The sequence below is a fragment of the Anaerococcus obesiensis genome (genome assembly GCF_016599815.1).
GTDB lineage: Bacteria > Bacillota > Clostridia > Tissierellales > Peptoniphilaceae > Anaerococcus > Anaerococcus vaginalis.
In genome coordinates this window covers 1,389,087-1,413,583 of sequence record NZ_CP067016.1, presented here as the reverse complement: position 1 = coordinate 1,413,583, position 24,497 = coordinate 1,389,087, and the positions used below count along the sequence as shown (strand labels likewise).

Here is a 24,497-nt window from a genome sequence, read left to right as displayed (position 1 = left end):
TATCATTGCTTTTCTATTATACATCGGCTATAATTAATAATACAATAGTTTTGAATTAATAAAGCTAATTGGAATATTGTCTAAAAGGGATATGTGAATTATGAGTTACTATGATTTTGTAAAAGATTATATGAAAGTAGATGAATGTAAAAACAATAAGAAGTATTCAAGTGCAGGGCACACTTTTTGTTGGAATAAAGATGATTCAACTTATGCAGATGGTCTATATTGGTTTTATGAAGGAGATGGATTTATTATTGATGTCCATGATTTTTATATCAGAGAGGAAGTGATTCAAAATAGTACCTATAGTATGGCAGACTATGTTTCAATTTATTCAAGTTACATTGTCAGTGCAAACGGAGAAAAGTTTAGTCCATATCAAACTATTACCGCAAACTCTTTATGTACTTTTGATTTTGATAATATAAAAGATGACTTTCTATTTTTATTACACGAGAATTCTTATTATCTTGCTGTTTCTATAGGCTTTAAAAGAGAACTTTTAGAAAAACACCTATTATCGATTAACATTAATCCAGAATCTTTTTATTCGACTTTACTTCAAACTAATCAAATTATACTTACAAAGTCCTTAGAAAAAGTGGCAATGGAAATATTAAATTGTAAGATGGATGCTCCAGCCGCTGATTTTTTCTTTAAAGCCAAAGCAAATGAATGGGTAAGTATAGTAATAGATACCTACTTAAATAGAAAAAATATAAAATTGAATCTGATGATAATAAAGCACTTGAAGATGTAGTAAGATTCTTGGATGATCATTTCGCCATGAATGTAAATCAAGAAACCCTTGAAAAAATATCTAAAATGAGCGGAACAAAATTAAAAATTTGTTCAAAGAAAAATATGGTCAAAGCATTACAGAATACACCCAAAGAAAAAGAATGAATGTAGCTGAAACTCTTATCTTAAATACCGAACTTCCTATAAAAGAAATTGCTGAATCTGTTGGATACACATCCCATAGCAAATTTTCCATTTATTACAAAAGATACAAGGGAAAACTTCCTAGTGAAGTTCGTAATTTAGCTTGCAAGCATCACAATTTAAAATGCGATTATTGTGATTAAACTAATTTTTCTATTTATATGCATTTATTTTATATGATTTTATATATTTGTGTGGTCTGAATAAATTTGATTTAAAAAATGGACAAAAAAATTAAGGAAGTCCGAAGAGGGGCTGTAAATAATTTTGTGTCCAGTTTTATGGGTACACATCAATCTCAGGATTTAGGTTGACACACAAAATTATTTACAGATACAAACTTTTCTTTTAAAAGAAATTTTAACCCTATTTTTAATTTTCCCCTCCTAAACAATATAATTTCAAAATGTTTTTAAATCTATATTATAATTTTATTAATATTTTGTTAATTTTTTATTATAGTAAGAAAGTAAAGTCCATAATATTGTGCTAGTAAATTTTACACAAAATTATGGACTTGACATAAACTTAGTACTCTAAAAAAATAATATATATTTATCTAAATTAATTAATACCTACTAAAGTATTTTTTCTGCAAGTAAAATTGTTCCGCCTGATCTTTCTACTTCTTTGATAATCTTAAAGCCATTCTTTTTCCAAAAAGCTTTTGACTGAGGATTTGCCTTGTCAATGCCTAAGCGAACTTTTGATTTTCCTATTTTTTTAACATAATCTAGAACACTTCCAATAATTTCAGATCCGATACCTTGACCTTGGTATAAAATATTTACCATAAAAATGCCAATAAAACAAGTTTCTTCGTCTGGATAAGCATCTAAAATATCTAAAACAGCAACTAAAAGTTCATTTTTGAAAAATCCTAAATAATATTTATTATCTTCATTTACTCCTTAAGGTCTTAGGTAAAGGTCTCTTAAGATTTGTTCTCTACTTATTTCTGCCTGGCAGTAACGATAATATAACTTATTTCCTTGGCACAATCTGTATATGGTTTCAATATCATTTTCTGTAAGTTTTTCAACATTATAAGTTTTACTCATATTTTTTATAGTTAACATTTTGTCACCTTGAATTCTTCCTCTTTAAATGAAAATTATCTTCTCATCAATTCCACAACTAGCAAATTGAAATACTCTTATCCGAAGGCTTTGCATTGAGAATCTGGATGAGGCTAAAATTATTTTAGCACAAATCAATGATTATAAGCTAATTAATAGTTATAATACTCAGTGCCAACGATGAAATTATATATTCTTTCTCATCTTATTAACCTAGCTAATCTTTCGTCTTAATTTTCTGTATTTTGAAATTTTTTACTTGTTAAATGTGTAAATGATAACTCTTTTACATCTTTTTCAGGATATATTTATATTCAGGTTTTCGTCTATATATTAATTTATTATGTTATAATTAAATCAAATATAAAAGGAGGTTCTCATGGACAAAATTTTGATTGGTAATGGGAATAAGGAAAATTATATTCTTTTAAATAAAATAAATAGACACGGACTGATCAGCGGTGCTACTGGAACTGGAAAAACCGTAACTCTAAAGGTGCTTACGGAAGGTCTCTCTGACGCTGGAGTTCCGACCATTCTAGCGGATGTGAAGGGCGATCTTGCAAATATTTCAAAGCCTGGCAAGATGAATGACAAATTAAATTCAAGGCTTGAAGAACTTGGTATTTCTAATTTTGATTTTAAAAATTATCCTGTAAATATGTGGGATATCTACGGTGAAAAAGGAATTCCACTTAGGGTTACTGTTTCAGAGATGGGGCCTCTTATGCTCGCAAATATTTTAGACCTAAACGATACGCAGGCTGGGGTTTTAAATATTATTTTCAAAGTTGCCGACAGTGAGGGTCTTCTATTAATCGATTTAAAGGATCTTAAACAGATGATAAATTTTGTCGGTGAAAATAGAGACGAGATTAGTAGGACTTACGGCAATGTGGCTAGTCAAAGTCTCTCTGCAATTTCTAGAAAGCTTTTGTTTATTGAAGATGCCGGAGGAGATTTATTCTTTGGAGAGCCTGCGATAAACATCGGCGATTTTATTAGAACAGATCCAAGTGGTAAGGGTGTTGTAAATATTTTAAATGCTACGAAATTGATCTCAAATCCACTTCTCTACTCCATGCTTCTCCTATACTTGCTTTCAGAAATCTATGAAAACTTCCCAGAACTTGGAGATTTGGACAAACCTAAGCTTGTATTTTTCTTTGACGAAGCGCATTTACTATTTAACAACACACCAAAAGTTTTACAAGACAAGATTATCCAAGTCGTTCGTCTCGTGCGCAGTAAAGGAGTGGGCGTCTTCTTCATCACACAAAATCCTCTCGACATACCAGAATCCGTTTCATCACAACTTTCCAACAGAATCGTCCATCAACTAAGGGCTTATTCTCCAAAGGAACTAAAGGCGATAAACGCTATTGCAGACACATTTAGACAAGATGAATCCATGGATATAAAAGAAGAAATCATAAATCTTAGGACCGGAGAAGCATTGGTTTCATTTGCCGATGAAAGTGGTGCACCAACTGTGGCAGACAAGGCACTGATTCTTCCACCGCACTCATCCTTTTCAACACTAACTGATGAGGAGTACAAAGACTTGGTTGATTCTTCTCCACTTTATACAAAGTACAAGGATCCTATCGACAGAGAATCCGCCTACGAAATTCTTTTAGAAAGAATTGAAAGAGAAAAGTTGAAAGCTGAAAAAGAAAAAATAGACGCCGAAAGACAGAAAGAACTTGATGCTCAAAAAAAAGAATTCGAAAAAGCACAAAAATCCAGCCGCAGACAAAAGACTTACGTCGATAAGGGCATCGACTCCATGCTCGGCACCATTACGAGAACCATTGGTCGTGAAATCGCAAGAGGCCTCCTAGGTTCCATTAAAAAAAGACGATAAGATAAAAAGGCAGGAACAAAGTCCTGCCTTAATATATTTTCTTAATTCTTAAATGTGTTTGATATTTTCTAATAATAATTTTTTCATCTCAAATTTGAAATTTCTGCAATATCTATCTCACAGCCACAACTCATCGATATCTATCTAGAAACTCAACCCTAGCGATTTCTCGGTTGACCTATCCGTGGATAAATTTCTGAAAATCATTAAATAACCAAATGAAAAATTTTCAAGATTTCCTAAAAATCTCAGTACTACTTGGTTTTTACAATTATTTTTCTTTAAGTTTTGATACAAACACTACACTCTCCACATGGCTGGAGTGATTAGTATGGATAAAATTTAATTTTTTTCAAAAGCCTCGTATGTGGAAATATGTCCAATTAGTATTCATCTTATGATCTATTATATCATTCTTAAGCGCAGAAAAAACAGCCCATAAAAGAGCTGTTTAGGTTATTATTTTCTTGTTTTAGTTACATTACTTATATTAGATGACCTACAAACATGGCTATAGGCAGTAATAAGATTAACATAATATTCAACACTATAAATAATCTGTCCTTTACCTTTACCCCCAAATATTGAACCTATTAGTCCAATAATTGGGCAGACAAACATTGATGTGAGTCCAGTTGGTCTTATACTGGTATAGCTTTCAAACATATCGACTGGAAGTAGGTAAGAAGGAGCAAAAATTGCGATTCCAACTACAAATAATTTTTTACTTTTTTCTTAATATACTTCTCTTACTTTGAAATTATATTGTTCGAATTAAATCTATGGTCGGTCTGTCTAAAATTCTCTTTAAAGAAAAATGATAGATGATTAGGTTAATACCATAGACGACTAGTGAGAATCCTAGGAAGCTTTTGTAGTCATAATATTTTATTAAAGTACTCATTCTTAAATCAGAAGCGATTATCGATATTATAAACATAACTCCTAAGCTAACCATAATAGAAATTATAAAGGATTTTACCTGTTCTCCAATAAATTCTTTTTGATAAATACTCTTTAACTCATCCACATCCATACCACATGAGTAGAGACTTCCGATTTCTTTTTTTCTGCTCATAAGACTTAAATTAATGGATGAGTATCCATTGGTGATATTTAGTACAAAGATGATTGATGCAATTCCTATTACAATTTTTATTAGACTTTTCAAATCATTATATTCATTTTTTGCGGTCTCCTCACCTGTTGTGATATTAAAGCGATCTTCTGGTGAGATTTTACTTCTATCATGGCCTCTACATATTCTTTTACATCTTTGGTATCAGAATCTTTTATCTTCATATTTAAAGTATAGGCATATTCCGTATACATCTCATCACCTGCTTCTTCCATAAGTTTAAAATAAGTGTCAAAATCTGTATAAACTTTTACATCAAAAGGCATTGTTCTTGACTTATATTTTCCCAAATCTGTTATTGTCTTTGAAATTTTAATAGTCTTCTTATAATCATTTTCAAAGTTAATGTCTAAAGTCTGTGGGTTTTCATAATATGGAATTCTCTTTGCCTTTGCTATTGGAATAGAAGAATCTTCTTGAATTGTATTGTAGAGTACAAATTCACCCTTCTTTCCTCCAAGTTCTTTTAAGTCTTTTTCTTCCAAGGCGATGATAAATCCATCCATACCCTTTGCCTTATATTTTTTAATATTCTTTCTCGCTTCTTCATCTAATCCAGCTGCCTTTGCTTTTTTTGAGAATTCATTTGTATTTTCCACTTGAACATATTTATCTTTTGAAATATAAGACTTCTCGTTAGGAATTTTATCTACAATTTCTTTTAATATTTTTGGGACTTGGTTATTTTCACTAAAATAGTCCACGGAAAAATTATAGCCAGCATCGTAATGCGAAAAATCTCTGTAATATGTTGAGATGCCTATGATGATTATAAAAACCGAAATTATAATTATCCCTATTGCAGAAATATATCGTTGTGATTTTATTGAAGCTAAGTTGTTGAGCTTTAATTCCTTCCAAAAATCTTTGGCTCTTTTCTTCTTTGATTTTGAAAAATCTATATTTCCTCTTATGCCGTCTATAATATTTATTTTAGAAATCTTTTTCGCAGGGGATTTAATGGCTAATGCCACAATCACAAAGGAAACTACAAGTATTGCCAAACTTAATAAGGGATTAAATTGCATCACTTCAAAGGCACTTACTCCTTCACCTATTGTTATGTTTTTATACAAACAATACATAAAGAAAAATCCTACGAGATGTCCTAAGAGTATTGGAATTGCAGTTGTAACAAGTCCTTCCTTTAGAAGTAAGAGATAAATTTGTCCATTGGTAGATCCTATGGACTTATAAATAGAAAGCTCTCTAATCTTCCTAAGCCCCCAAACCCAAAAGATGTTTTTAATAAAAAACACAAAGATCGCTATACATCCAAGAACTGATAGAACAAGAACAGCCTGTCTCATTATATTTTGTAAGGGTTCGTTTTCCACTCCGTAATAATTTATGAGACTTTCGGAAAATTCTAAATTAACATTTTTACCAAGTGTATTATTTATTTCACTTTGTATCTTATTTCTATTCTTATAAGCTTCTTCAAAAGAATTAAACTTTAATAAAGGTTCTGAAGGTGGTAATTTTATCTTGTAGCCCAAGAGCAAAACTTAGTCTACTGTACTTGTTGTAGACATCTCCGTAAACACCAACTAAAGTAAAGCTTTTAGAGCCTTGTCTCTCAAATTTTTCCCTGTCAGTATTTGCACTTGTGGGACCTATCTCTTCGCCATTTAAAAACCTTTTGCCCAAATCAAGTTCTAGCTTGTCGCCTATTTTAAGTTTGTTTTTCTCTACAAGGCTTTTAGATAGTACAATCTCATCTTCCTTTTCAGCAAATCTGCCTTCAATAAGTCTTGAATACTCCCTCATCTTATTGATTGCTTCGTCTTGGTAGTTAATAACTACTAAATCGTCAGCAAGTTTTCCATTATCAGAATTAAGAGACATTTTTCCGACCAAATCTATATCTTCAATGGACTTTAGTTTTTCAACATCTTCATTTGAAAGTTCTTCTCTAATCTCTCCATGATAAAAGCTTGAAGCCATGTAATAACCATAGTTAGCCTTCATATTTGTATATCCGTAATAAAAAACCACAGTAAAAAACAGACTTACAATAAATAATGAGATGAAAATAGGAAAATTCTTCTTATTCATGTTTCTCATCTCCTACAATTTTTCCATCGACTATTGTAATAATTCGATTTGCTTGTAAGGCTATTTCTTCGTCATGGGTGATTAGGATAATCGTCTGTTTTAAAGTCTTGTTAAAATATTTAAAAATTTCAATTATTTCCTTAGAATTTTTTCTATCCAAATTACCTGTTGGTTCATCCGCTAATATTATAGATGGATTGTAGATAAGACTTCTAGCTATGGCAACTCTTTGCTGCTGACCTCCTGAAAGCTCACTTGGAAAAGAGTCAAGTTTACTTTCTATACCCAGTTTTTTTACTATATCTGAAAATTCATCTTGATTTATTTTTCTTTTATCAAGTTTTAATGGAAGTTCTATATTGTGACGAACCGTTAAGTTGGGAATCAAATTATAAAATTGATAGATTAGTCCGACTTTTCTTCTTCTAAAGTAGGCTAATTCCTTTGAAGAATACTTTGAGATGTCGTTACCATCTATATAAACTTTGCCATCATCTGGACTATCTACTCCTCCTATGATATGCAAAAGTGTAGATTTGCCAGACCCACTTGGTCCAACAATAGCGACAAATTCGCCTCTTTCTATTGTAAGGTCAACTCCATCTAGGGCCACTACCTTGGAATTACCCTCGCCGTATTCTTTTCTTAAATTTTCTACTTTTAAAATTTCCATACTTGCCTCCTTTTTCTTATGTCAAGGTAAGCATATAAAAGTAAAGTGATTTTTAGGTGACATTGTAAAATTTTATTTCAAATCTTGCTCCACAATCTATATTTGAAACAGAAATATCCCCGTTGTTTTTCTCGACAATTGTCTTTGCCATAGCAAGGCCAATTCCAAAACCATTTGAGTCGGGCGTTTTATAGAATCGTTTAAAGATTTTTTTTATATTCTCTTTTTCTATTCCACCGCCATTGTCTTCAATAATTAAGCTTGTATAGAGTGGATTTTTTTCAGATGAAATTGTTATTTTATCGCAAGATTTTCTATTATCTGCATTTTTAAGAATGTTTATGATAGCTTCTGCCAGCCAATAAAAATCTCCACAAATACTATTTTCCTTTAGACTATCATCTATTATTATTCTTACAGATTTTTTTAAATTAAGAGTATCTAGAGAATAAAAGATCAACTCATCAAGACGAACATCTTCATTTTTCATAAGTTCTTTATTTGCATCAAGGCTTGATAGTTTGAGTAAAATATCTGATAAAGAGTTTAATCTTAAGAGTTGTCTTTTTAAAATCTCTATATCTCTACTATCTGGATAGTCCAACTCTAAATTTTCTATAGAAAAAATCATAGAAGTAATTGGAGTTTTTATCTGATGGGCAATATCTTCTAGGTATTCTATTTGCTTTTCACTATTTCTAGTGCTTGTCGTTTCTTTGGCTTCTACTATTTCTATAAAAAGCTTATAAATTTTATCTTCCAAAATTGAAAAATCATCTTGCTTCATAGGAATTTTGTAGTCCTGATTTTTCATATTTTCTATCAGATCTATAAGCTCATTTATTCTATTTTTCTTTCTTTATTCTAAAAAATAATAAAGAAGTAAAAGACTTATTATCCAAAATATATATAGCATCTCAATCCATCCTATATCCGATTCCTCTGACAGTAGTAATAACTTCTCTATCAATTTTTTCTCTTATTCTCTTAATAGTTGATGTGAGAGTATTGTCATTTACAAACTTATCCCTATCTTCCCAAAACATTTCTAAAAGTTGGCTTCTTGTGAAAACCCTGTGAGGATTTTTGATAAATAAGACTAGGATTTCATATTCAAGTGAAGTTAGCTCTATTTGCTTACCTTTAAAATAAACTTTTGAATCATTTAAATCTATTTTGATATCCTTGTGAGTAATTTTTTTGTCTTGACTTAGAGGTATTGTTCTTAAAACCGCATCAATTCTTGCTCTTAATATTGCAAGGGAAAATGGTTTAGTTAAATAGTCGTCTGCTCCTTGATCAAGGGCTTTAACTATAAAATCTTCATCATTTTTTACAGTTGTTACAATAACTCTTATGTCCTTATCTTTTAATCTCTCTATCAAATGCTGACCATCTTTATCTGGTAGATTTATGTCCAATAGTGCCACATCCATATCTACATTCATCTTATAGGTCGCTTCGTAAAAAGACGATGCAATCTCTACATCATAACCATTATTAACCAAATACTTTTCCATTTGTAACGCTATCTCTTTATTATCTTCTATGATTAAAATATTTTTCATTCTTATCCTCTTAATAGAATTTTAATAGTCATATTCACAGTATACCATTAATAATATAGTAAATTAAACAAAATTAATTGTAATATAAAATTAATAAAAAAGACCTACCATCTCTTTGAGAAGAACTTCCTGGTCCAGAAATTTTAAAACATGGAAATAATATCAAGTGGACAACTGATGAGAAATTAGAAATAGTAAGCAAAGTGCTAGCAGGAAAACAATAAGGTCTGTAGCAATTGAAATCGGTATTAATCCCGGACAACTTTATTCATGGGTTAACAATTACAAAATTTATGGATATATATGAGATTTATGCTTTAATACCTCAATTCCATGTGTTTCTACTAAATTATTCCATCTTCTTATGTAGTTACGGAAGTAATATTTGTTGATACCTCTAGGTGTATCAGACCATTACCTTGTTTATATAATTCTATACAGTTTTTTTTAAACTCATAGATATATTTCATAAAAATACCCTCCTTACTGATTTGTCCAGTAAAGAGGGTACATATCATGTCAGGATTTAGGTTGATACACAAAATTATTTACAGACCCAACTCCATTTGATTTATTTATGCACGAACTTAGTTTGGTTTAGGTGTCGCAATATTATTTGCAATTCATCATTTATTTAACCTATTACTTGCACTATATATGGCTCTTTTAATTTTCCTACAATGAAAGTTATCCCTTCTGATTTTTCAATATTTCTATTCATAAGCTTTTTTTGTCTAACCAGTGCATGTGTACATGAGTTCCCAAAACAACAATCTTTATAAATTCCGCCCTTTGCAAATGTTTCAAATATTGATGATAATTCACTATCTTCAATATCTTCATTGCTTATATAAAAATCAGAAAACACATAGGCTGCATTTTCATTTTTTGTACCACTAACAGTTTCAGGCATAAGTTCAGTTCGATAATTCAACATTTTTCTCGTTCTTGGTAAAATTCGTTCATAAATATTTTGAATTTTTTTCCTAATAGATTATATATGAGATAATCTTTGCCTGAAATATTTTTTATTTTTTCTTTTTTATTTATTAGGTTAATGTTGTAAGTTGAATCTTTGTATTGGTTTTTTATATATGGGATAATTTTTTCGTCTTTTATTTTTATATTTAAAAGTATTTCTTTTTCGTTTGCTCTTATTGTGATTTCTTCTATTTCTTCTATCTGGCTACTTCCATCACCCGTTATGGCTTTTTAAATATTCTTTTTTATTATTTCTTTTAATTTAATGCTTTTAGATATCTCTGCGTTTAGAGCTGTAGACAATACTTGAAAGTGTGTATTTGCTTGAATTAATTCTTCTCTTTCCTTTGCCATTTACCATATTAGATCGTCTATCCATTTCTTCTTTGACTCGCATAAATATTTCTTTAGATATAATAGAAAAATAGCTTTTAAGATTTCTTTAAAATATCCTAAAAGCCACCTGCTTCAACACTTTTATATCTTGTTATTTTATTTCATTGGCATCAATACCATACTCTCAAGCGTTTTAAAGTATAGAAAACCATTTATTTTACCACGATTGAATGGGCCTTGATATTACACTAAAAATAACATGGGGAATAGTACAATACATCTGACTATATCCCGTCTTTGTTAATTTTATTGTAACTCTTAATGAGTATCGTCTTTTTCTGATTGTTCTTGCACAAATTTGATTCTATTTTGAATATATTCTTTCTCTTTTTCTGTTGCAACTTCTTCTAATTGTTTAAATAAAACAATACATTCATTTCGTTTACCTAACACATTAAATGCAGTTGCAATATTGAGATACCATATCATTTCATCCTGCATTTCTTTAGGTTTCGTATCTATTGCAAGAAGTTTCTCTAAAAAGAGTTCTCCGTTTTTATTTTCTTGATATTCTTTTACAATATCGTTATTCAGTTTTCTGAATTGACGTCCTCTAAGCATTAAAACAAAGAATACAGTAAAGAGATAAACAATACTAATAACGGCAATACCACCAACGATAACGCCTAAAAAGCCAATTGTTGATTTTACATAGGGAGCTATGTTCACATAAATAAATAGCAGTACCGCCCAAAATAGCAAGGCCAATCGGATAAGCCATTTATCTCTTTTTTCATATATTGCTCTTTTATTTTTTAGATTTTCGGGTTCGTAAATCATTTTATTTCACTCCTTTATTGCCACATCAATCAGAATTTGTTTTACTGAGTTCTACAAACTGGAATTTGAATTATTGATTATTTTAAGAAAATTTTTAGAAATTTATCAGTGTTAACTTTCCTCTGATTATAGCTTTCTATTTTGCTCTAACAGCATCAATTCTTCATCTGTTAATACGTTACCATTCATTGTTATTTTCCTCCTTGCTCAACACTGCCACGTATTTCAATATCAAATTCTTGACCTTTGCGAACAGTTCCAAGCGCAAATGCTATTCTTCCTTCCCTTACCTCCGAAAAATCCTTATGTTCAGAAGATGTAAATCTTTCGTTTCTACACACTTCCACCCACGGACCGCCATAAAACTTATTTTCTTTCATCCACGTAAAAAACTCTGTCGTAAATTTCATCAGTTCATCATCCGTTTTACAAATCTCATCCGAGATAAGGATGTAAGCCCCTATCCTTGAAATAGTGTGCTGCATTAAAAAATCTTCATTCAATTTTGTAAGTTCTTCCGTCTTCACATCTCCAACATCAAGACTCGATACATACACACGAAACTGTTCTTCCGGCAAAAACTCCGCAAAATGTTTATTAAGCAACTTTTCAAATTCAATTCGTACTGCAAAATCCAAATAGTCGTCCTCATAATTTCCATCCTTTTTCGACACTTCAACCGTATCAATTTCCGGGTCATATCCGTCGGGAACAATCAATATGCGCGCTTCCTTATCCAGCAGTTCCGGATGATGATAGGCAATATATGTAAAATGCACTCCATACGGCGCATATTTCTCATTTACATATGTCAGCATATAGTCCGCCATACTAAGATAAATCTTTGTTTGCCGGTAAGTTGGCTGTAATCAAGCGGAAGTTCTTCCTTTGTTAATATCTCTTTCTGCTGGTCGGTTAAAACCACATTCTGGTCCTTTGTTTCCGTATTGTTTGTGTAATTCGCACTCATTCTGCACCCCCTAAACATAATATCATTATAAATATTGCTACAATTCCTATGCCACGCTTAAACATTTGCATTTTCCTCCTCCGTTGGGGAACTAAAATATTACTTTTTATGGTACTTTCATCAAACAGATCATCACTATAGTTTTACCACATATTATTTTTATAATATACAAAAAATATATATAATTAAAAATGCTACGATCAATACCCTGAATATGTTATAGGTCATTAAATTCATCCGCGTCGAATTAAAAACTTTGTATACTCTCTTGCAATTATTGTCATAATGATAATTGCAAAATAAACAAATTTCTCCAATAATCCACTCACTTTTTCAAAATGAATAAATTATTGATTTATTTCTTCGTTAAACAATATTACTTGATTTTATCTTCTACATATATCATAAATGCTAGTAATTTTTTTGTTCATTCTGCACTTCTATCATCTAAACAGTACATCTTTTTGATTTGCTTATATTTTGCTTTAATTTCAGCACTTGTCAAATCCAGCTATATTTTAACACTTATGTGTTTATCGACATCAAGTTTAGACAAAAGTGCTACCGTCTCCACGTGGCTTGAGTGGTCAGTATGGATAAAATTGTAATTTTTTCAAAAGCCTTGTATGTGGGAACATATTTATTCTGCACTATTTCTAAATTCTTCTAACATTTTATTGAGAACTAATGCATTTTCATATTCTTCAACAAATGCCCCTCTTTGTACTGTGGAAAATTCGGAATATTTGGCATGTGTACATTTTTTAAATATTTTTTTCTATTATACCAATTATTCCTAACAAATTCTTTAAATTCAATACGCTCTTCTTCCGATTCAAATAATAGTACTACTTCAAAGAATTCCTGTCTAGAGAACTTATCACTGAAGGATTCTTGATAAAAGAAAAACTGATTTAATTTGTAAAAAAAGTTCCTTTCGTAAAATATCTATATGAAAAATCCCAACTAAAGCTTTTGTTTTTGTCTAATGTAATTCCATCTATTTCAGGGCAAGGCGTGAAGTACCTACCTCCATCTAAAGCAACCCCACCTAATTCTTTCAATAATGTCTGATGATATTTAAATTTTATATCATACCAATGTGGTCTTGAATCTGTTTGAGAAAAAAGATAATATTCATACCCATCTCTTTCATCTCTATCACTCTTATATTCGATAGTGAACTCTGGAAAATACTTGTAGTACTTTTGCATTTCACCATATGGACCATCATTCCAATTTTCATAATCCTCAAGATAAATCTCAAATCTGTCTAAAACTGTTTGAGTTAATCCAAATCGTTTTTTCCACAAATATTCAACTTTATCTAAATCTGCTGATCTATCTATAGGTGTGTTAGTATCTTGAATTCTCGTGTAAATATAATTCGCCCTAATTCCCTGAAACTTATCTGTCAAATAATATGGTGTGTTATTGTCATTCAATATCACTATTACATCAATTGTTTTACCTAATATTTGATAGCTTTTTACATATACCGTTGGTCTTAAACCACCCGCAAATTTTTTGTCTTTTAGAAAATCAACTATGTTTTGGGTATTTCTTCTTCCTTCATCTTCACTTACATCCCTAATGTTATAGTTGTCATCTTCATCGACTCCAATTATTATAATTGCATCCTTACTTTCCAAATTATTAGACATACAAATAATATCATGGAGTAAATCTTGTTTGTCTTTGTTTTCAGATTTATACCATTCTTTCTTAAAATCCCAATAACTACCTTCTTGTTTTAAGTTAATTAAATCTATAATTTTTTCCATACCTGTCAAAAAATCACCTCCATTACTATTTTTGCTGATTTTATTATACCATCCTATATTATGTAAAAACAGCTCACTTGGAGCTGCTTTTCAGTAATTATTCTTTTGGTTTATTCTGAAATCATTAAAGAATGCTTTCCCATTTCTCTATAAATCCTAAGTGCTTTAATTCTACTGATCCATATTTATTAATTATTTCTAATAAGTCACTATAAAATTTCTCATAATACTCTTGATTAGCCAGTATCTTCAAATTAATAATACTAGCGAAAATGGTGTTATTAGATATTCCTTGGTTTAAATATTCTTTATACAACTTTGGAGTCTTGGTTAATTTAGCTCCGTACAATCTGCCATAATGAGCACATATATTTCTGACATAAGACAAGTTCTCAATCCAAGATTCTAAATAAATATAATCAACCTCGAATTCTTTGGCAATTTCTTTCTTATTTTCATTCTCCATATTCTTGTACATTTTAGAAAGTGTGCCAAAACTTGCTACCTCTATTGCAGCATAGAATGGAATCTCTCTGCCTTCATAATTTTTTCGAAGTTATGTATAAATGGTGATTTCTTATTTCTTTTTATTTTTCTTTGTAATTCCTTTAGGGTACTCTTCTGAAAATTCTTTTTCTTATAGTTACTTAAATCTTTATATCCAAAATTCCCATATTTTAATGAAAAGTAATTAGTGATTGCAGCTCTTAAATAAACTTCTATATGTTCTATCAACGAAAACAGAATATGTCTAAGTTCCATATCAAATAAATATAGATCAACTATATTTTCAAAAGTAGTTGCTTCTATGTACTTCCCATTTTCTTTTAAAGTTATACTATAAGCCTTTACAATCCTATAATAGGATACTCTGTTAAGCACAATTTTTGCATAATCTTTATCTTCTATTTGTAAATCTAAAGATATTAAATTTTCTATTTGCTCGTTTACATCTATGGGAGCTTGATGAGATTTCTTCACGCTATTACTACTTATAATAAAAAAACCCGACTTGGTCCGCATTGTTAAGAGGCGTGTCGGGTACTGTTAATTATAATAATATATCATTGGCGGTTATTTGTCAATTTTAATGAAATAATATTTATGGGACAAGCTCTTGCCATAATGGTGAGCTTCATTAATATCTTTCATCTGCAATTATATGCTCTATGCCACTATGCTCCGAATTAAGATATTCTTTCATAAATGTCGGATATGCCTTGCACTTATCAAGCTCATCTATAGGCACCCAATGCATTGTCTCTTTAGCACCTGTCTCTGTAGTACTTTGACTCGTAAAATTTCTTTTTCCCATAGGCTTCATCATGTAGTAGATGGTAAGCTCATGGAAGTCTACTCCTTCTATGCAGGAGCTGCCTATGAAGAAATTCTCGTGTATGACGGCAAGGTGGTCTACCTTGTAATTAACACCTGTCTCTTCAAATACTTCTCTCTTCACGGCTTCTTCTGATGTCTCGCCCATTTGGACTGCACCTCCTACTGAGTAGTAATAGTCGTCCTCATCATTTCTTGCAAGTAGCACAGAGCCCTCTTCGACTATGATGGCTGCCGCTCTATATCTAAATGCTTTTTTATCATTAATAATAGCGCAATTATGCTCCATAGTTTTCTCCTTTATATTTTTTATCTAACGACTGTAACTTATGGTTCAAATGCAAACAGGTTTCCAAGCTGAATTGAAAATCCAAGTGATTTATACATTTTTATATCGCATTGTGCACAAGCAACAGTCATTGAACTTATAGCACTTGACCTATATGCAAATTGGACTAGCTGACGTGCTATTCCTTTATGACGAAAGTCAGGACATATGAAAAAATCTTCAAATATTCCACTTGGCATATAGTCAAAAGTTGAAAAACCAACTGTTATTGAACAGCAGCCTACCAATGCATCACCTTCCCATGCTCCGAAAAATAATATTTCCCCTTTGCTGATTGCATCTTTCAGACGTTTCTTGGATATATCATTCGGTATATCCTCTCCTATTTCTGCTTTATATTGCTTTTGAAGTTCCCACAAAATATCAATTTGTGAAGCGTATATTTCCTTGTAATCCATTCATAACCTCCAGATAAACTCCTATTATATTATAAATTCAAATTCTTACTTTTTGGACATCAATACTATCATCTCCACATGCCTCGAGTCAACACTATGAGTAAAAAGTCCATTTTTACGTTTTGGTAAACATATCATTGATTTTTTTATATTTCCTCGTATTGGCAAACATATCATGGGACTTTTTTACGTTGATGTCGTATTCGAAAACATGTCAAAGTAATCATATTTTGCTCCATAATCTAAACCCACATCATCATAAACAAAATTATTAACTTTATTATACACAAAAAAGACCCTACTTATATGTAGAGTCTTTAATTTATTTTACTTCTATTTTTATTCCTTACTTAAATTCAACTATTATGGTAATTCAATTTATCTCTATTCCTTCAATTAATTTTATTACTAATATAGCATTCAACGTTTCAATTTTAATTCCCATACATTTTTTTAAAAGATTTTACTATAAATACTCAATAGGTACTGAAATCAAATCATCTTTTAGCCATATTTTTTATCATATTGACACAGAATTACTCCTGCCTTAACATTCATATTCGATAAATTTTTTAATATAGAAAAATTCTTTGCCATTTTCGCTTCAGGCTTTCCAGTCATTTTAATCTCTATAGGGTACAAGTCTTTTCCATGCTCAATAATTAAGTCTATTTCTTTCTGATCTCTATCTCTATAAAAATATAAGCTTGGTTTAGATATTCCGGCATTATAATAACTTTTAATTATTTCAGATATTACGAAAGTTTCAAATACATTGCCTGCAGCCGCACCGAATTGAAGAGTTTCTTTGGTTAACCACCTAGTTAAATAGCATAATAACCCTGTATCCATAAAATATACCTTTGGAGTTTTTATGGCCCTTTTCAAATGATTATTAGAGTATGGATAAAGTAAATAAATAATACCAGACGTTTCTAGTATTGAAGTCCATCTTTTTACTGTATCCAAACTTACCCCTATGTCTTTAGCTATGGCATTATAGTTTAATAATTCACCCGAACGAGATGCTATTGAAATCATAAAATCCATAAAAGTTTTCTCGTCACCTACTTTAGTAATCTGCCTTACATCTCTTTCGATATAGGTTTGCACATATGATTGATAGTAAATATTCCAATCTATATCCTCATTGATGTTTAATTTAGGCATATATCCTCTGTGAATATATGACCAAATATCTTCACATACACTTAAAGATTTTTCTCTCTCTGAAAAATATTCTTCATTAGGAATAAAACACTTATTAAACTCAGCCTTAAAGATTTCTCTTAAAGATAAACCTTGCAATTGGAAAATTGCTATTCTCCCCGCCAAACTTTCAGACACATGCTCCATCAAAGAAAAGATTGCGAACCTGTTAATAAATAGTATCCCTGCTTTCCATGATCATCCACTTTAAGCTTTATTGCTTGAAACGCGTCAGGAACATATTGAATTTCGTCTAATAATAAAGCACTAGAATTGTTTTTAAAAAATAAGTTTGAATCTTCATCTAACAATTTTCTTTGCATCAAATCATCCATAGTTATATATTTATGAGTATCTTTAGATATCTCCTTTAATAGAGTTGTCTTTCCAACCTGTCTTGGCCCAGTAACTAAGATTACTGGATAGTGTTTAATAGTCTCTTTTAATTTATCTTCAATTGCTCTTTTTAAATACATGCGTTCCTCCGTCTATTTTACTGTTTAATCTTATTATAGACGAGATTAATTAGTAAATCAATAATAATTATAGTCTAATATATTATTTAATCTTATTTTAGACGTAAATTAAATATGCGAAAGTTTGTTAAGCAATATCACTATTAGCATAGATAATATGCCTGTAATATATCTATGCCTATTATCAGATATATTATCATTTGGCTTATCCCTTGATTTAATTGTTCCAATTATTTTTTTAATTATGTCCATATTGCTCCTTAAAAATCAACATTAAAAAGGCATCTACTCAAGTAGATGCTCTAATAATTTATTTTATTATACTATTTTTTAACTCCTCAATATCCTTTTTCATTGAGAGCATTCCATTTTCTGAATCACTATAATTAGTTTCTAACAATAATTCACATCTACCGATAAAATCATCCAAGCCATTTTTCAATTTCTCATCCAGACTTTCAAATCCTCATTACTCATGGATGAATATATCCTAAACAGTAATGAAATAATAGATAAGTAGCCTGAAAAACAGACGTAATCAAAAGTACTGGTGCTTACTATTATATTAATTGAATTTCTATAAGTATATATTTTTTTATTTTAAGTAACATTATTGAAATTAAAGTCTCATCCTTCAATAAATTATAATCATCAATTATTAATTCTTTGAATTCAAGTTCTCTATTTCTATGTATTGTTCTAACAAAATAATTTATGATATTATTTTTAGATTTTTTAAACTTATTATAAATTTTGTTATAAAATCCGATTATAACTTGTTCTGATTTATCATCAAAAATCTCAATATTTCCTAAATCTTTAAACGCATCCAAATAATCAATTTCTTCACAATTAATTCTATATTCTTTTAAGCAAACAGTTAAACAAACCTCTAATTTAGGAACAACCCATTTATATTCATCGGCATTGTTTATTGAAAATATTTTTTCAAAAATCAATATTAACACTTCATCCGAATATTGATCTTTATTAAAAATATTAGATAAGTCAGGTGTAAATAATTTTATCATTCTATCTGATATATCCTTGAATGCCTTCTTTTTTAAACCATTAGGAAATAAAAATAATCATTATATAACTCATTAGATAGTTTTGTTATATCCGATTTTAATAAATTACTATATTTACTTATCTCATCTAATTTTCTAATCCACAATTCTAGAGACCCGCCAACTACATACAATTCGTTTAGATATACAATATTATCCCAAAGTGATAAAATTGTATTTTCATAAATATTACGATTCTTATTATGAGCAGCAGAGTTTCTCAAATGTTTCATATCTTGTAATATGGTTCTATTATTATCTTGAATTTTAAATATGTTCCTTTCACTTCCAGTTTCCATCAATTCGAATATTTTATCTTCCCATTTATTATCATTATTCAAGTGTTCTATTTCTTTTATCCATTTTTTCTCTCTTTCGGTTTCATCAGAAATAAATGGACAATACTTTTCAGGAATTCCATTATATTTTAATACATCATTAGTTATCTTTCTAAGAAAAGCTAAATATGAAAAAGATAGCTTGCTCTGTATGCTTTTGTATTATAACAATTTATCGACTCTATAAATAATTCATCTTCTTGAAGTTTTTTTCCAATAACCACTTTCTAAAATCTCTTAAATCCACATGTCGCCTCCTTAGTTAGAATATACGCTCTATAATATCAAATAAACCAAATCCCTTTGTTATCATATGTAACTTATAAATTGGAATCTCATTCCAAATAGACTTATCAACTCCATAATTGTATTTATTTTATTCTATCAGATTTTTTCTTATTTCTCCATCAGCATTCCCTCTAAATAATACTCCATGAGGTAAAACTATAGTCATAATACCATATTGCTTCAAATGATATAAATCATGTAATAAGAATGCATCCCCAATATAAAACCTGTAGCATAAGAAGGCCTATTAAATATCCGGTTTTTTTAAGGGTATCATCAACTATTTCACCGTTCTCTTTACATTTATATAGATGAGTTCTATGCACTTTAAAAGCTAATCCAGTCCAATTAGCCAGTGTGCAATTAATTCGTCCTATTACTTTACCATCCATCAAAAACAAATTGAATTTATTACTATTTTTCACATTTTTTATTAATACCATATATTAAATTTTCACTTACAAACCGACTTTATCTCCATCCATACCGTTGACACAATCTAACAAAATATCCAAAGTTTTGACACGACCCTTTCATAATATTTATAGTGTTGCTACAAGTAAGTATTTGAAAGATATTTTTGAACAATAATTCTAAAAAATTAATAATATAATTATTTAGTTCAAAATTCATAAACCTATTGATTTCAAGGCTTTCAGAACCCTTAGGTATCTATTCCCTTGTCATCAATACTAGAGCCTCAGTGGTCTGGGCTAAGCCGCTCAGCTACGTCTTCGCCTTGCTTTGCGGAGCCCTCTCACATGGACGTTGCAATATTGTTTGCTGCAGGACTAGTCCCTTGCAATCAATGCAACCATCTCAACGTGCATAGTCTCTGAAAACATATCACACCCCTTGATTTTTTCTAAGTTATATCCATTTTCTTGGAATCTTTTTATATCCCTTGCTAGTGTTTGGGGGTTACAGGAGATGTAGACTATTTTTTTTATTTTTGTTTTTGCTATGGTTTTTATTATTTCTTTATCTAATCCTGCTCTTGGTGGGTCTAGAACTATGGCGTCTATTTTTTCTTTTTTTATAAATTTATCGTCTATATAGTTTGCGTTTTTTGCTATGAATTTATAATCTTTTAGATCATTTTCTTTTGCATTTTCTTTTGCATCTTTTATGGCGTTTTTGTTTATTTCTATTCCTACAACATGATCATCGTTTATGGCGATTGAGCTTGTTGCTGAGCCACAAAATAAGTCTAGGACTTTTTGATTTTCTCCCAAGAAATCTTTGGCCGTTTTGTATAATTTTTCTGTCATATAATCATTTACTTGGTAAAAATCGTTCATAGATATTTTGAATTTTTTTCCTAATAGATTATATATGAGATAATCTTTGCCTGAAATATTTATTTTTTCTTTTTTATTTATTAGGTTAATGTTGTAAGTTGAATCTTTGTATTGATTTTTTATATATGGGATAATTTTTTCGTCTTTTATTTTTATATTTAAAAGTATTTCTTTTTCGTTTGCTCTTATTGTGATTTCTTCTAGGCTATTTGGATATTTTTTTGTAATATCTTTTGTGATTTTTTCTATTTTTTCTAGATTTTCTCTTATTAAATCTTTTGCTAAAAGGCAATCTTTTATTTCTACAAGGTCATTGGAATATTTTTTGTTATAGGCAAGTTTTCCATTCTTATTTATTTGTAACCTAATTTTATTTCTATATCCAAATTCTTCTCCTTCTAGTATTTCTATATCGTCTATTTTTATTTTTGCTGATTTTAATAGGGCATTTTTTATTAAATTTTTCTTTAATTTTATTTGAGTTTTATAATTTATATCCATAATAGAACAACCACCACATTCATAATAATATGGACATGGTGGTTTTCTAAGGTAGGGGGATTTCTCTAAAGTTTTTGTTTTTTCTGCTTCAAAGAAATTCTTTTTTTCATTATTTACTTTTATATTGCAAATTTCTCCGTAAATTGCGCCTTCTATGAAGGCAGTTTTGCTTTGTGTTTTTGCAACTGCCCTACCGTCTTGTAGAATATCAATTATTTTGATATTTTTTATTTCCATTATAATACCTTTGCTTCTCCCTTGTAGATTATTCCTCCAAGTGGATCAAGTGTTATTGTATCTCCGTCTTCTAATAGGTTTGTAATGTTTTTTACTCCAAGTATTGCTGGAATTCCAAAGTGGATTGCTACAACTGCTGTGTGGCTTGTTAGTCCTCCGTTTTCTGCAATAACTCCTGAAGATCTTTCCATAAATTCGTTTATATCTTTGTCGGTATATTTTGCAACAATTATATCGCCATCTTCAAATTTTCCTTCAAGCTCTTCTTTTGTTGAACCAACTACAACTTTTGCTGAAACGGATTTGTTTCCAACGCCTGTTCCGTTTGCAATTATATCTCCAATTACGTGAACTTTTATTAGGTTTGATGTTCCTGAAACTCCTAGTGGAATTCCTGCTGTAAGTACAGTCAAATCTCCTTCTTGTACGTAATTTTCTTTTAATGCTCCAACTATTGCTCTTTCAATTAGTTCGTCTGTTTCATAAGCTGTATCTACAATTATTGGATATACTCCCCATGACACTGACAATCTTCTTGCAACTTTTTCATCTATTGTACATGCAATTATATTTGTTCTTGGTCTAAATTTAGAAACTGCCTTTGCTGTATTTCCTGATGCTGTACAAGTAATTATAGCTTTTGCTCTCAATTGACTTGCTATTGTACAAGTTGATTTTGAAATTGCGTTTGTTGTTGTGATTTTTCTATCTATTTCTGTTTGATAAATATTTTCTTCGAAATCGTCTGATAATTCTGTTGTAATACAAATATCTCTCATAGTTTTAACAGCTTCAACTGGATATTTTCCTGCTGCTGTTTCTCCTGAAAGCATTACACAATCTGTTCCATCTATAATTGCATTTGCAACGTCGGTTGTTTCTGCTCTTGTAGGTCTTGGATTTCTTTGCATTGAATCTAGCATTTGTGTAGCTGTAATTACTGGTTTTGCAGCCTTATTACATTTTCTAATAATTTCTTTTTGTACAAGAGGAATAAGCTCTGTTCTAATTTCTACTCCTAAATCTCCTCTTGCAACCATAATTCCATCGCTCGCTTCGATTATTTCATCAGCATTATCTACACCTTCTTGAGATTCTATTTTTGATATAATCAAAATATCTTCTCCGCCATGATCTTCAAGGACTTTTCTTATATCATAAATGTCTTCTTTTTTTCTAACAAAAGATGCTGCTATCATGTCAATGCCGTTTTCAATTCCGAATTTAATATCATCTACATCTTTTGGTGTTATTGATGGTAGGTTTGTAACTCTTCCCGGAAGATTTACTCCTTTGTTATTAGAAATTACTCCATTATTTTGTACTCTACAAACTATTTCTGTTCCATCTTTAATTTCAATTACTTCAAGTTGAATTAAACCATCATCTACTGAAATTATTGAGCCTTTTTCTACATCTTGTGGTAAGCCTTCGTATGAAACTGATACAATATCTTTATTTCCAACAATATTTCTAGTTGTTAGTGTAAAAATATCATCTGGTTTCAAGAAATATTCCTTTTCTTCAAATTTTCCAATTCTAATTTCTGGACCTTTTGTATCAAGCATAAGTCCCAAAGGAACATTTAATTTTCTTCTTATTCTTTTTATAGTTTTAATTTTTTCAAGATGTTCTTCATGAGATCCATGTGAGAAATTTAATCTTGCTACATTCATTCCATTTTTAATCAATTGCTCCAAAACTTCTGGAGATTGTGAAGCTGGTCCTATTGTACATACAATTTTGGTTTTCTTTAATATATCTGGTTTCATAACTTATCCTCCACTTATTCCTATTTAGATAATTTGTTAGCAAGTCTATAAAGATCTTCATTAAAATCAGAATTCATTGATACTGCTTCATCTATGCTAACTTGATTTATTTTTCCATTTGTATAGCCTAAAGCTATATTTGTTTTTTCTTCGTTTAATAATTCTGCTGCTGTTGCTCCCATAATAGAACCTAATAATCTATCAGCTGAAGATGGAGAGCCTCCTCTTTGAACGTGGCCTAAAACTGTAACTTTTGTTTCAACTCCACTTCTTTCTTCAACTTCTTTTGCTACAGTATATGGATTGCCAACTCCTTCGGCAAGAACTATAAGATGGTGTAATTTTCCTCTTTTTCTTCCGTGATTTACTTTCTCAACTATTTCATCAATTGAGAATTTGTGTTCTGGAACTATGATTGATTCTGCTCCACCTGCAAGTCCTGAAAATAAAGCTAAATCTCCACAATTACGTCCCATAACTTCTATCACAACTGCTCTTCCGTGAGATGATGAAGTATCTCTTAATTTCCCAATAGCATCAGTTACTGTTTCGATTGCAGTAAAAAATCCTATTGTAAAATCTGTATAGCCCATATCATTATCAATTGTTCCTGGAATTCCTATGGTTTTTATTCCCAAATCACTAAGAGCCTTTGCTCCTTTAAAAGAACCATCTCCACCAATTACGATTAGTCCTTCGATTCCATAATCTTTAAGGATTTGAGCTCCTCTTTTTTGACCTTCTGCATTTTTAAATTCAGTTGATCTTGCAGTTCCAAGAATTGTACCACCTTTATGGATAATATCGGCAACTGATGAAACATTCATTTCATAAATATCTCCTTTCATCAACCCGTCATATCCATTTCTTATTCCTTTTACTCTCATTCCATTGTTTAGGGCTGTTCTTACTGCAGCTCTAATCGCTGAATTCATTCCCGGTGCATCGCCACCACTAGTAAGTATACCTATTGTTTTCATT

General features: G+C 30.4%; 20 protein-coding genes and 6 pseudogenes. 2 read left to right on the top strand and 24 right to left on the bottom strand.

Going from position 1 to position 24,497, the window contains the following annotated elements; genetic code table 11:
• The first annotated feature begins 100 nt into the window (after nucleotides 1-100).
• Nucleotides 101-1,091 (top strand): annotated as a pseudogene (locus I6H46_RS07125) (helix-turn-helix domain-containing protein).
• A gap of 435 nt (nucleotides 1,092-1,526) precedes the next feature.
• On the opposite strand, the gene I6H46_RS10100 reads toward I6H46_RS07125, so the two are convergent.
• The gene (locus I6H46_RS10100) at nucleotides 1,527-1,790 is read right to left on the bottom strand and encodes a GNAT family N-acetyltransferase (protein WP_234287440.1); all 264 of its coding nucleotides are present in this window, start codon (nucleotides 1,788-1,790) and stop codon (nucleotides 1,527-1,529) included.
• A 616-nt stretch (nucleotides 1,791-2,406) separates the two neighbouring features.
• Between I6H46_RS10100 and I6H46_RS07115 the strand changes: the two genes are divergently transcribed.
• Nucleotides 2,407-3,894 (top strand): helicase HerA-like domain-containing protein, encoded by a 1,488-nt coding sequence (locus I6H46_RS07115; protein WP_019117928.1) that lies wholly within the window; start codon nucleotides 2,407-2,409, stop codon nucleotides 3,892-3,894.
• A gap of 485 nt (nucleotides 3,895-4,379) precedes the next feature.
• On the opposite strand, the pseudogene I6H46_RS10095 reads toward I6H46_RS07115, so the two are convergent.
• The 23 genes and pseudogenes from I6H46_RS10095 to pfkA all read right to left on the bottom strand — a co-directional run bounded on the left by I6H46_RS10095 (nucleotide 4,380) and on the right by pfkA (nucleotide 24,496).
• Nucleotides 4,380-4,560, bottom strand: a pseudogene (locus I6H46_RS10095) (hypothetical protein).
• A 94-nt stretch (nucleotides 4,561-4,654) separates the two neighbouring features.
• A pseudogene (locus I6H46_RS10470) lies at nucleotides 4,655-7,090 on the bottom strand (FtsX-like permease family protein).
• Nucleotides 7,083-7,763 carry an ABC transporter ATP-binding protein gene (locus tag I6H46_RS07105; protein ID WP_019117929.1) on the bottom strand — a complete coding sequence of 227 codons (681 nt, stop codon included), beginning with the start codon at nucleotides 7,761-7,763 and terminating at the stop codon, nucleotides 7,083-7,085. Before I6H46_RS07105 ends, I6H46_RS10470 begins: the two are co-directional and overlap by 8 nt.
• 52 nt (nucleotides 7,764-7,815) lie before the next feature.
• Nucleotides 7,816-8,679 (bottom strand): annotated as a pseudogene (locus I6H46_RS07100) (sensor histidine kinase).
• A gap of 1 nt (nucleotide 8,680) precedes the next feature.
• Complete coding sequence (locus I6H46_RS07095; RefSeq protein WP_019117931.1) at nucleotides 8,681-9,331, bottom strand: response regulator transcription factor; 651 nt, start codon at nucleotides 9,329-9,331, stop codon at nucleotides 8,681-8,683.
• 634 nt (nucleotides 9,332-9,965) lie between these two features.
• Nucleotides 9,966-10,268 carry a hypothetical protein gene (locus tag I6H46_RS07085; protein ID WP_019117933.1) on the bottom strand — a complete coding sequence of 101 codons (303 nt, stop codon included), beginning with the start codon at nucleotides 10,266-10,268 and terminating at the stop codon, nucleotides 9,966-9,968.
• Nucleotides 10,269-10,543: 275 nt separating this feature from the next.
• Nucleotides 10,544-10,666, bottom strand: coding sequence for a hypothetical protein (locus I6H46_RS10330; RefSeq protein WP_019117934.1), 123 nt, complete (start codon nucleotides 10,664-10,666; stop codon nucleotides 10,544-10,546).
• Nucleotides 10,667-10,966: 300 nt separating this feature from the next.
• The gene (locus I6H46_RS07070; protein ID WP_019117935.1) at nucleotides 10,967-11,488 is read right to left on the bottom strand and encodes a hypothetical protein; all 522 of its coding nucleotides are present in this window, start codon (nucleotides 11,486-11,488) and stop codon (nucleotides 10,967-10,969) included.
• A gap of 191 nt (nucleotides 11,489-11,679) precedes the next feature.
• Entirely contained in the window at nucleotides 11,680-12,318 is a 639-nt protein-coding gene (locus I6H46_RS07065; protein WP_200225722.1) for a hypothetical protein, read from the bottom strand.
• A gap of 654 nt (nucleotides 12,319-12,972) precedes the next feature.
• Nucleotides 12,973-13,035: pseudogene (locus I6H46_RS10595) on the bottom strand (23S rRNA methyltransferase); the annotation flags it as partial.
• Nucleotides 13,036-13,372: 337 nt separating this feature from the next.
• On the bottom strand, nucleotides 13,373-14,242 hold the full coding sequence (locus tag I6H46_RS07060; RefSeq protein ID WP_234287439.1) for an AlbA family DNA-binding domain-containing protein: 870 nt from the start codon (nucleotides 14,240-14,242) through the stop codon (nucleotides 13,373-13,375).
• Between the two features lie 124 nt (nucleotides 14,243-14,366).
• Nucleotides 14,367-15,265 (bottom strand): annotated as a pseudogene (locus I6H46_RS07055) (Abi family protein).
• 115 nt (nucleotides 15,266-15,380) lie between these two features.
• A complete protein-coding gene (locus I6H46_RS07050; protein WP_004838579.1) occupies nucleotides 15,381-15,866 on the bottom strand; it encodes an NUDIX hydrolase in 486 nt (161 codons plus the stop codon).
• Nucleotides 15,867-15,904: 38 nt separating this feature from the next.
• A complete protein-coding gene (locus I6H46_RS07045; RefSeq protein ID WP_004838578.1) occupies nucleotides 15,905-16,324 on the bottom strand; it encodes a GNAT family N-acetyltransferase in 420 nt (139 codons plus the stop codon).
• A 504-nt stretch (nucleotides 16,325-16,828) separates the two neighbouring features.
• A complete protein-coding gene (locus tag I6H46_RS07040) occupies nucleotides 16,829-17,680 on the bottom strand; it encodes an ATP-binding protein (protein WP_200225720.1) in 852 nt (283 codons plus the stop codon).
• Nucleotides 17,680-18,009 carry an AAA family ATPase gene (locus I6H46_RS07035; protein ID WP_200225718.1) on the bottom strand — a complete coding sequence of 110 codons (330 nt, stop codon included), beginning with the start codon at nucleotides 18,007-18,009 and terminating at the stop codon, nucleotides 17,680-17,682. Before I6H46_RS07035 ends, I6H46_RS07040 begins: the two co-directional genes overlap by 1 nt.
• A gap of 310 nt (nucleotides 18,010-18,319) precedes the next feature.
• Nucleotides 18,320-18,451, bottom strand: coding sequence for a hypothetical protein (locus I6H46_RS10325; protein WP_267907440.1), 132 nt, complete (start codon nucleotides 18,449-18,451; stop codon nucleotides 18,320-18,322).
• Between the two features lie 118 nt (nucleotides 18,452-18,569).
• A complete protein-coding gene (locus I6H46_RS07030) occupies nucleotides 18,570-19,040 on the bottom strand; it encodes a hypothetical protein (RefSeq protein ID WP_200225716.1) in 471 nt (156 codons plus the stop codon).
• 32 nt (nucleotides 19,041-19,072) lie between these two features.
• Nucleotides 19,073-19,420, bottom strand: a complete 348-nt coding sequence (locus I6H46_RS07025) for a hypothetical protein (RefSeq protein WP_200225714.1) — start codon at nucleotides 19,418-19,420, stop codon at nucleotides 19,073-19,075.
• Nucleotides 19,421-19,793: 373 nt separating this feature from the next.
• On the bottom strand, nucleotides 19,794-19,871 hold the full coding sequence (locus I6H46_RS10075; RefSeq protein WP_232618490.1) for an N-6 DNA methylase: 78 nt from the start codon (nucleotides 19,869-19,871) through the stop codon (nucleotides 19,794-19,796).
• Between the two features lie 625 nt (nucleotides 19,872-20,496).
• Entirely contained in the window at nucleotides 20,497-21,744 is a 1,248-nt protein-coding gene (gene rlmD / locus I6H46_RS07015) for a 23S rRNA (uracil(1939)-C(5))-methyltransferase RlmD (protein ID WP_200225711.1), read from the bottom strand.
• Complete coding sequence (pyk, locus tag I6H46_RS07010) at nucleotides 21,744-23,516, bottom strand: pyruvate kinase (protein ID WP_019117960.1); 1,773 nt, start codon at nucleotides 23,514-23,516, stop codon at nucleotides 21,744-21,746. The genes rlmD and pyk overlap by 1 nt, the downstream gene beginning before the upstream one ends.
• 20 nt (nucleotides 23,517-23,536) lie before the next feature.
• Nucleotides 23,537-24,496, bottom strand: coding sequence for a 6-phosphofructokinase (pfkA, locus tag I6H46_RS07005; protein WP_004838572.1), 960 nt, complete (start codon nucleotides 24,494-24,496; stop codon nucleotides 23,537-23,539).
• Nucleotide 24,497 lies beyond the last annotated feature (1 nt).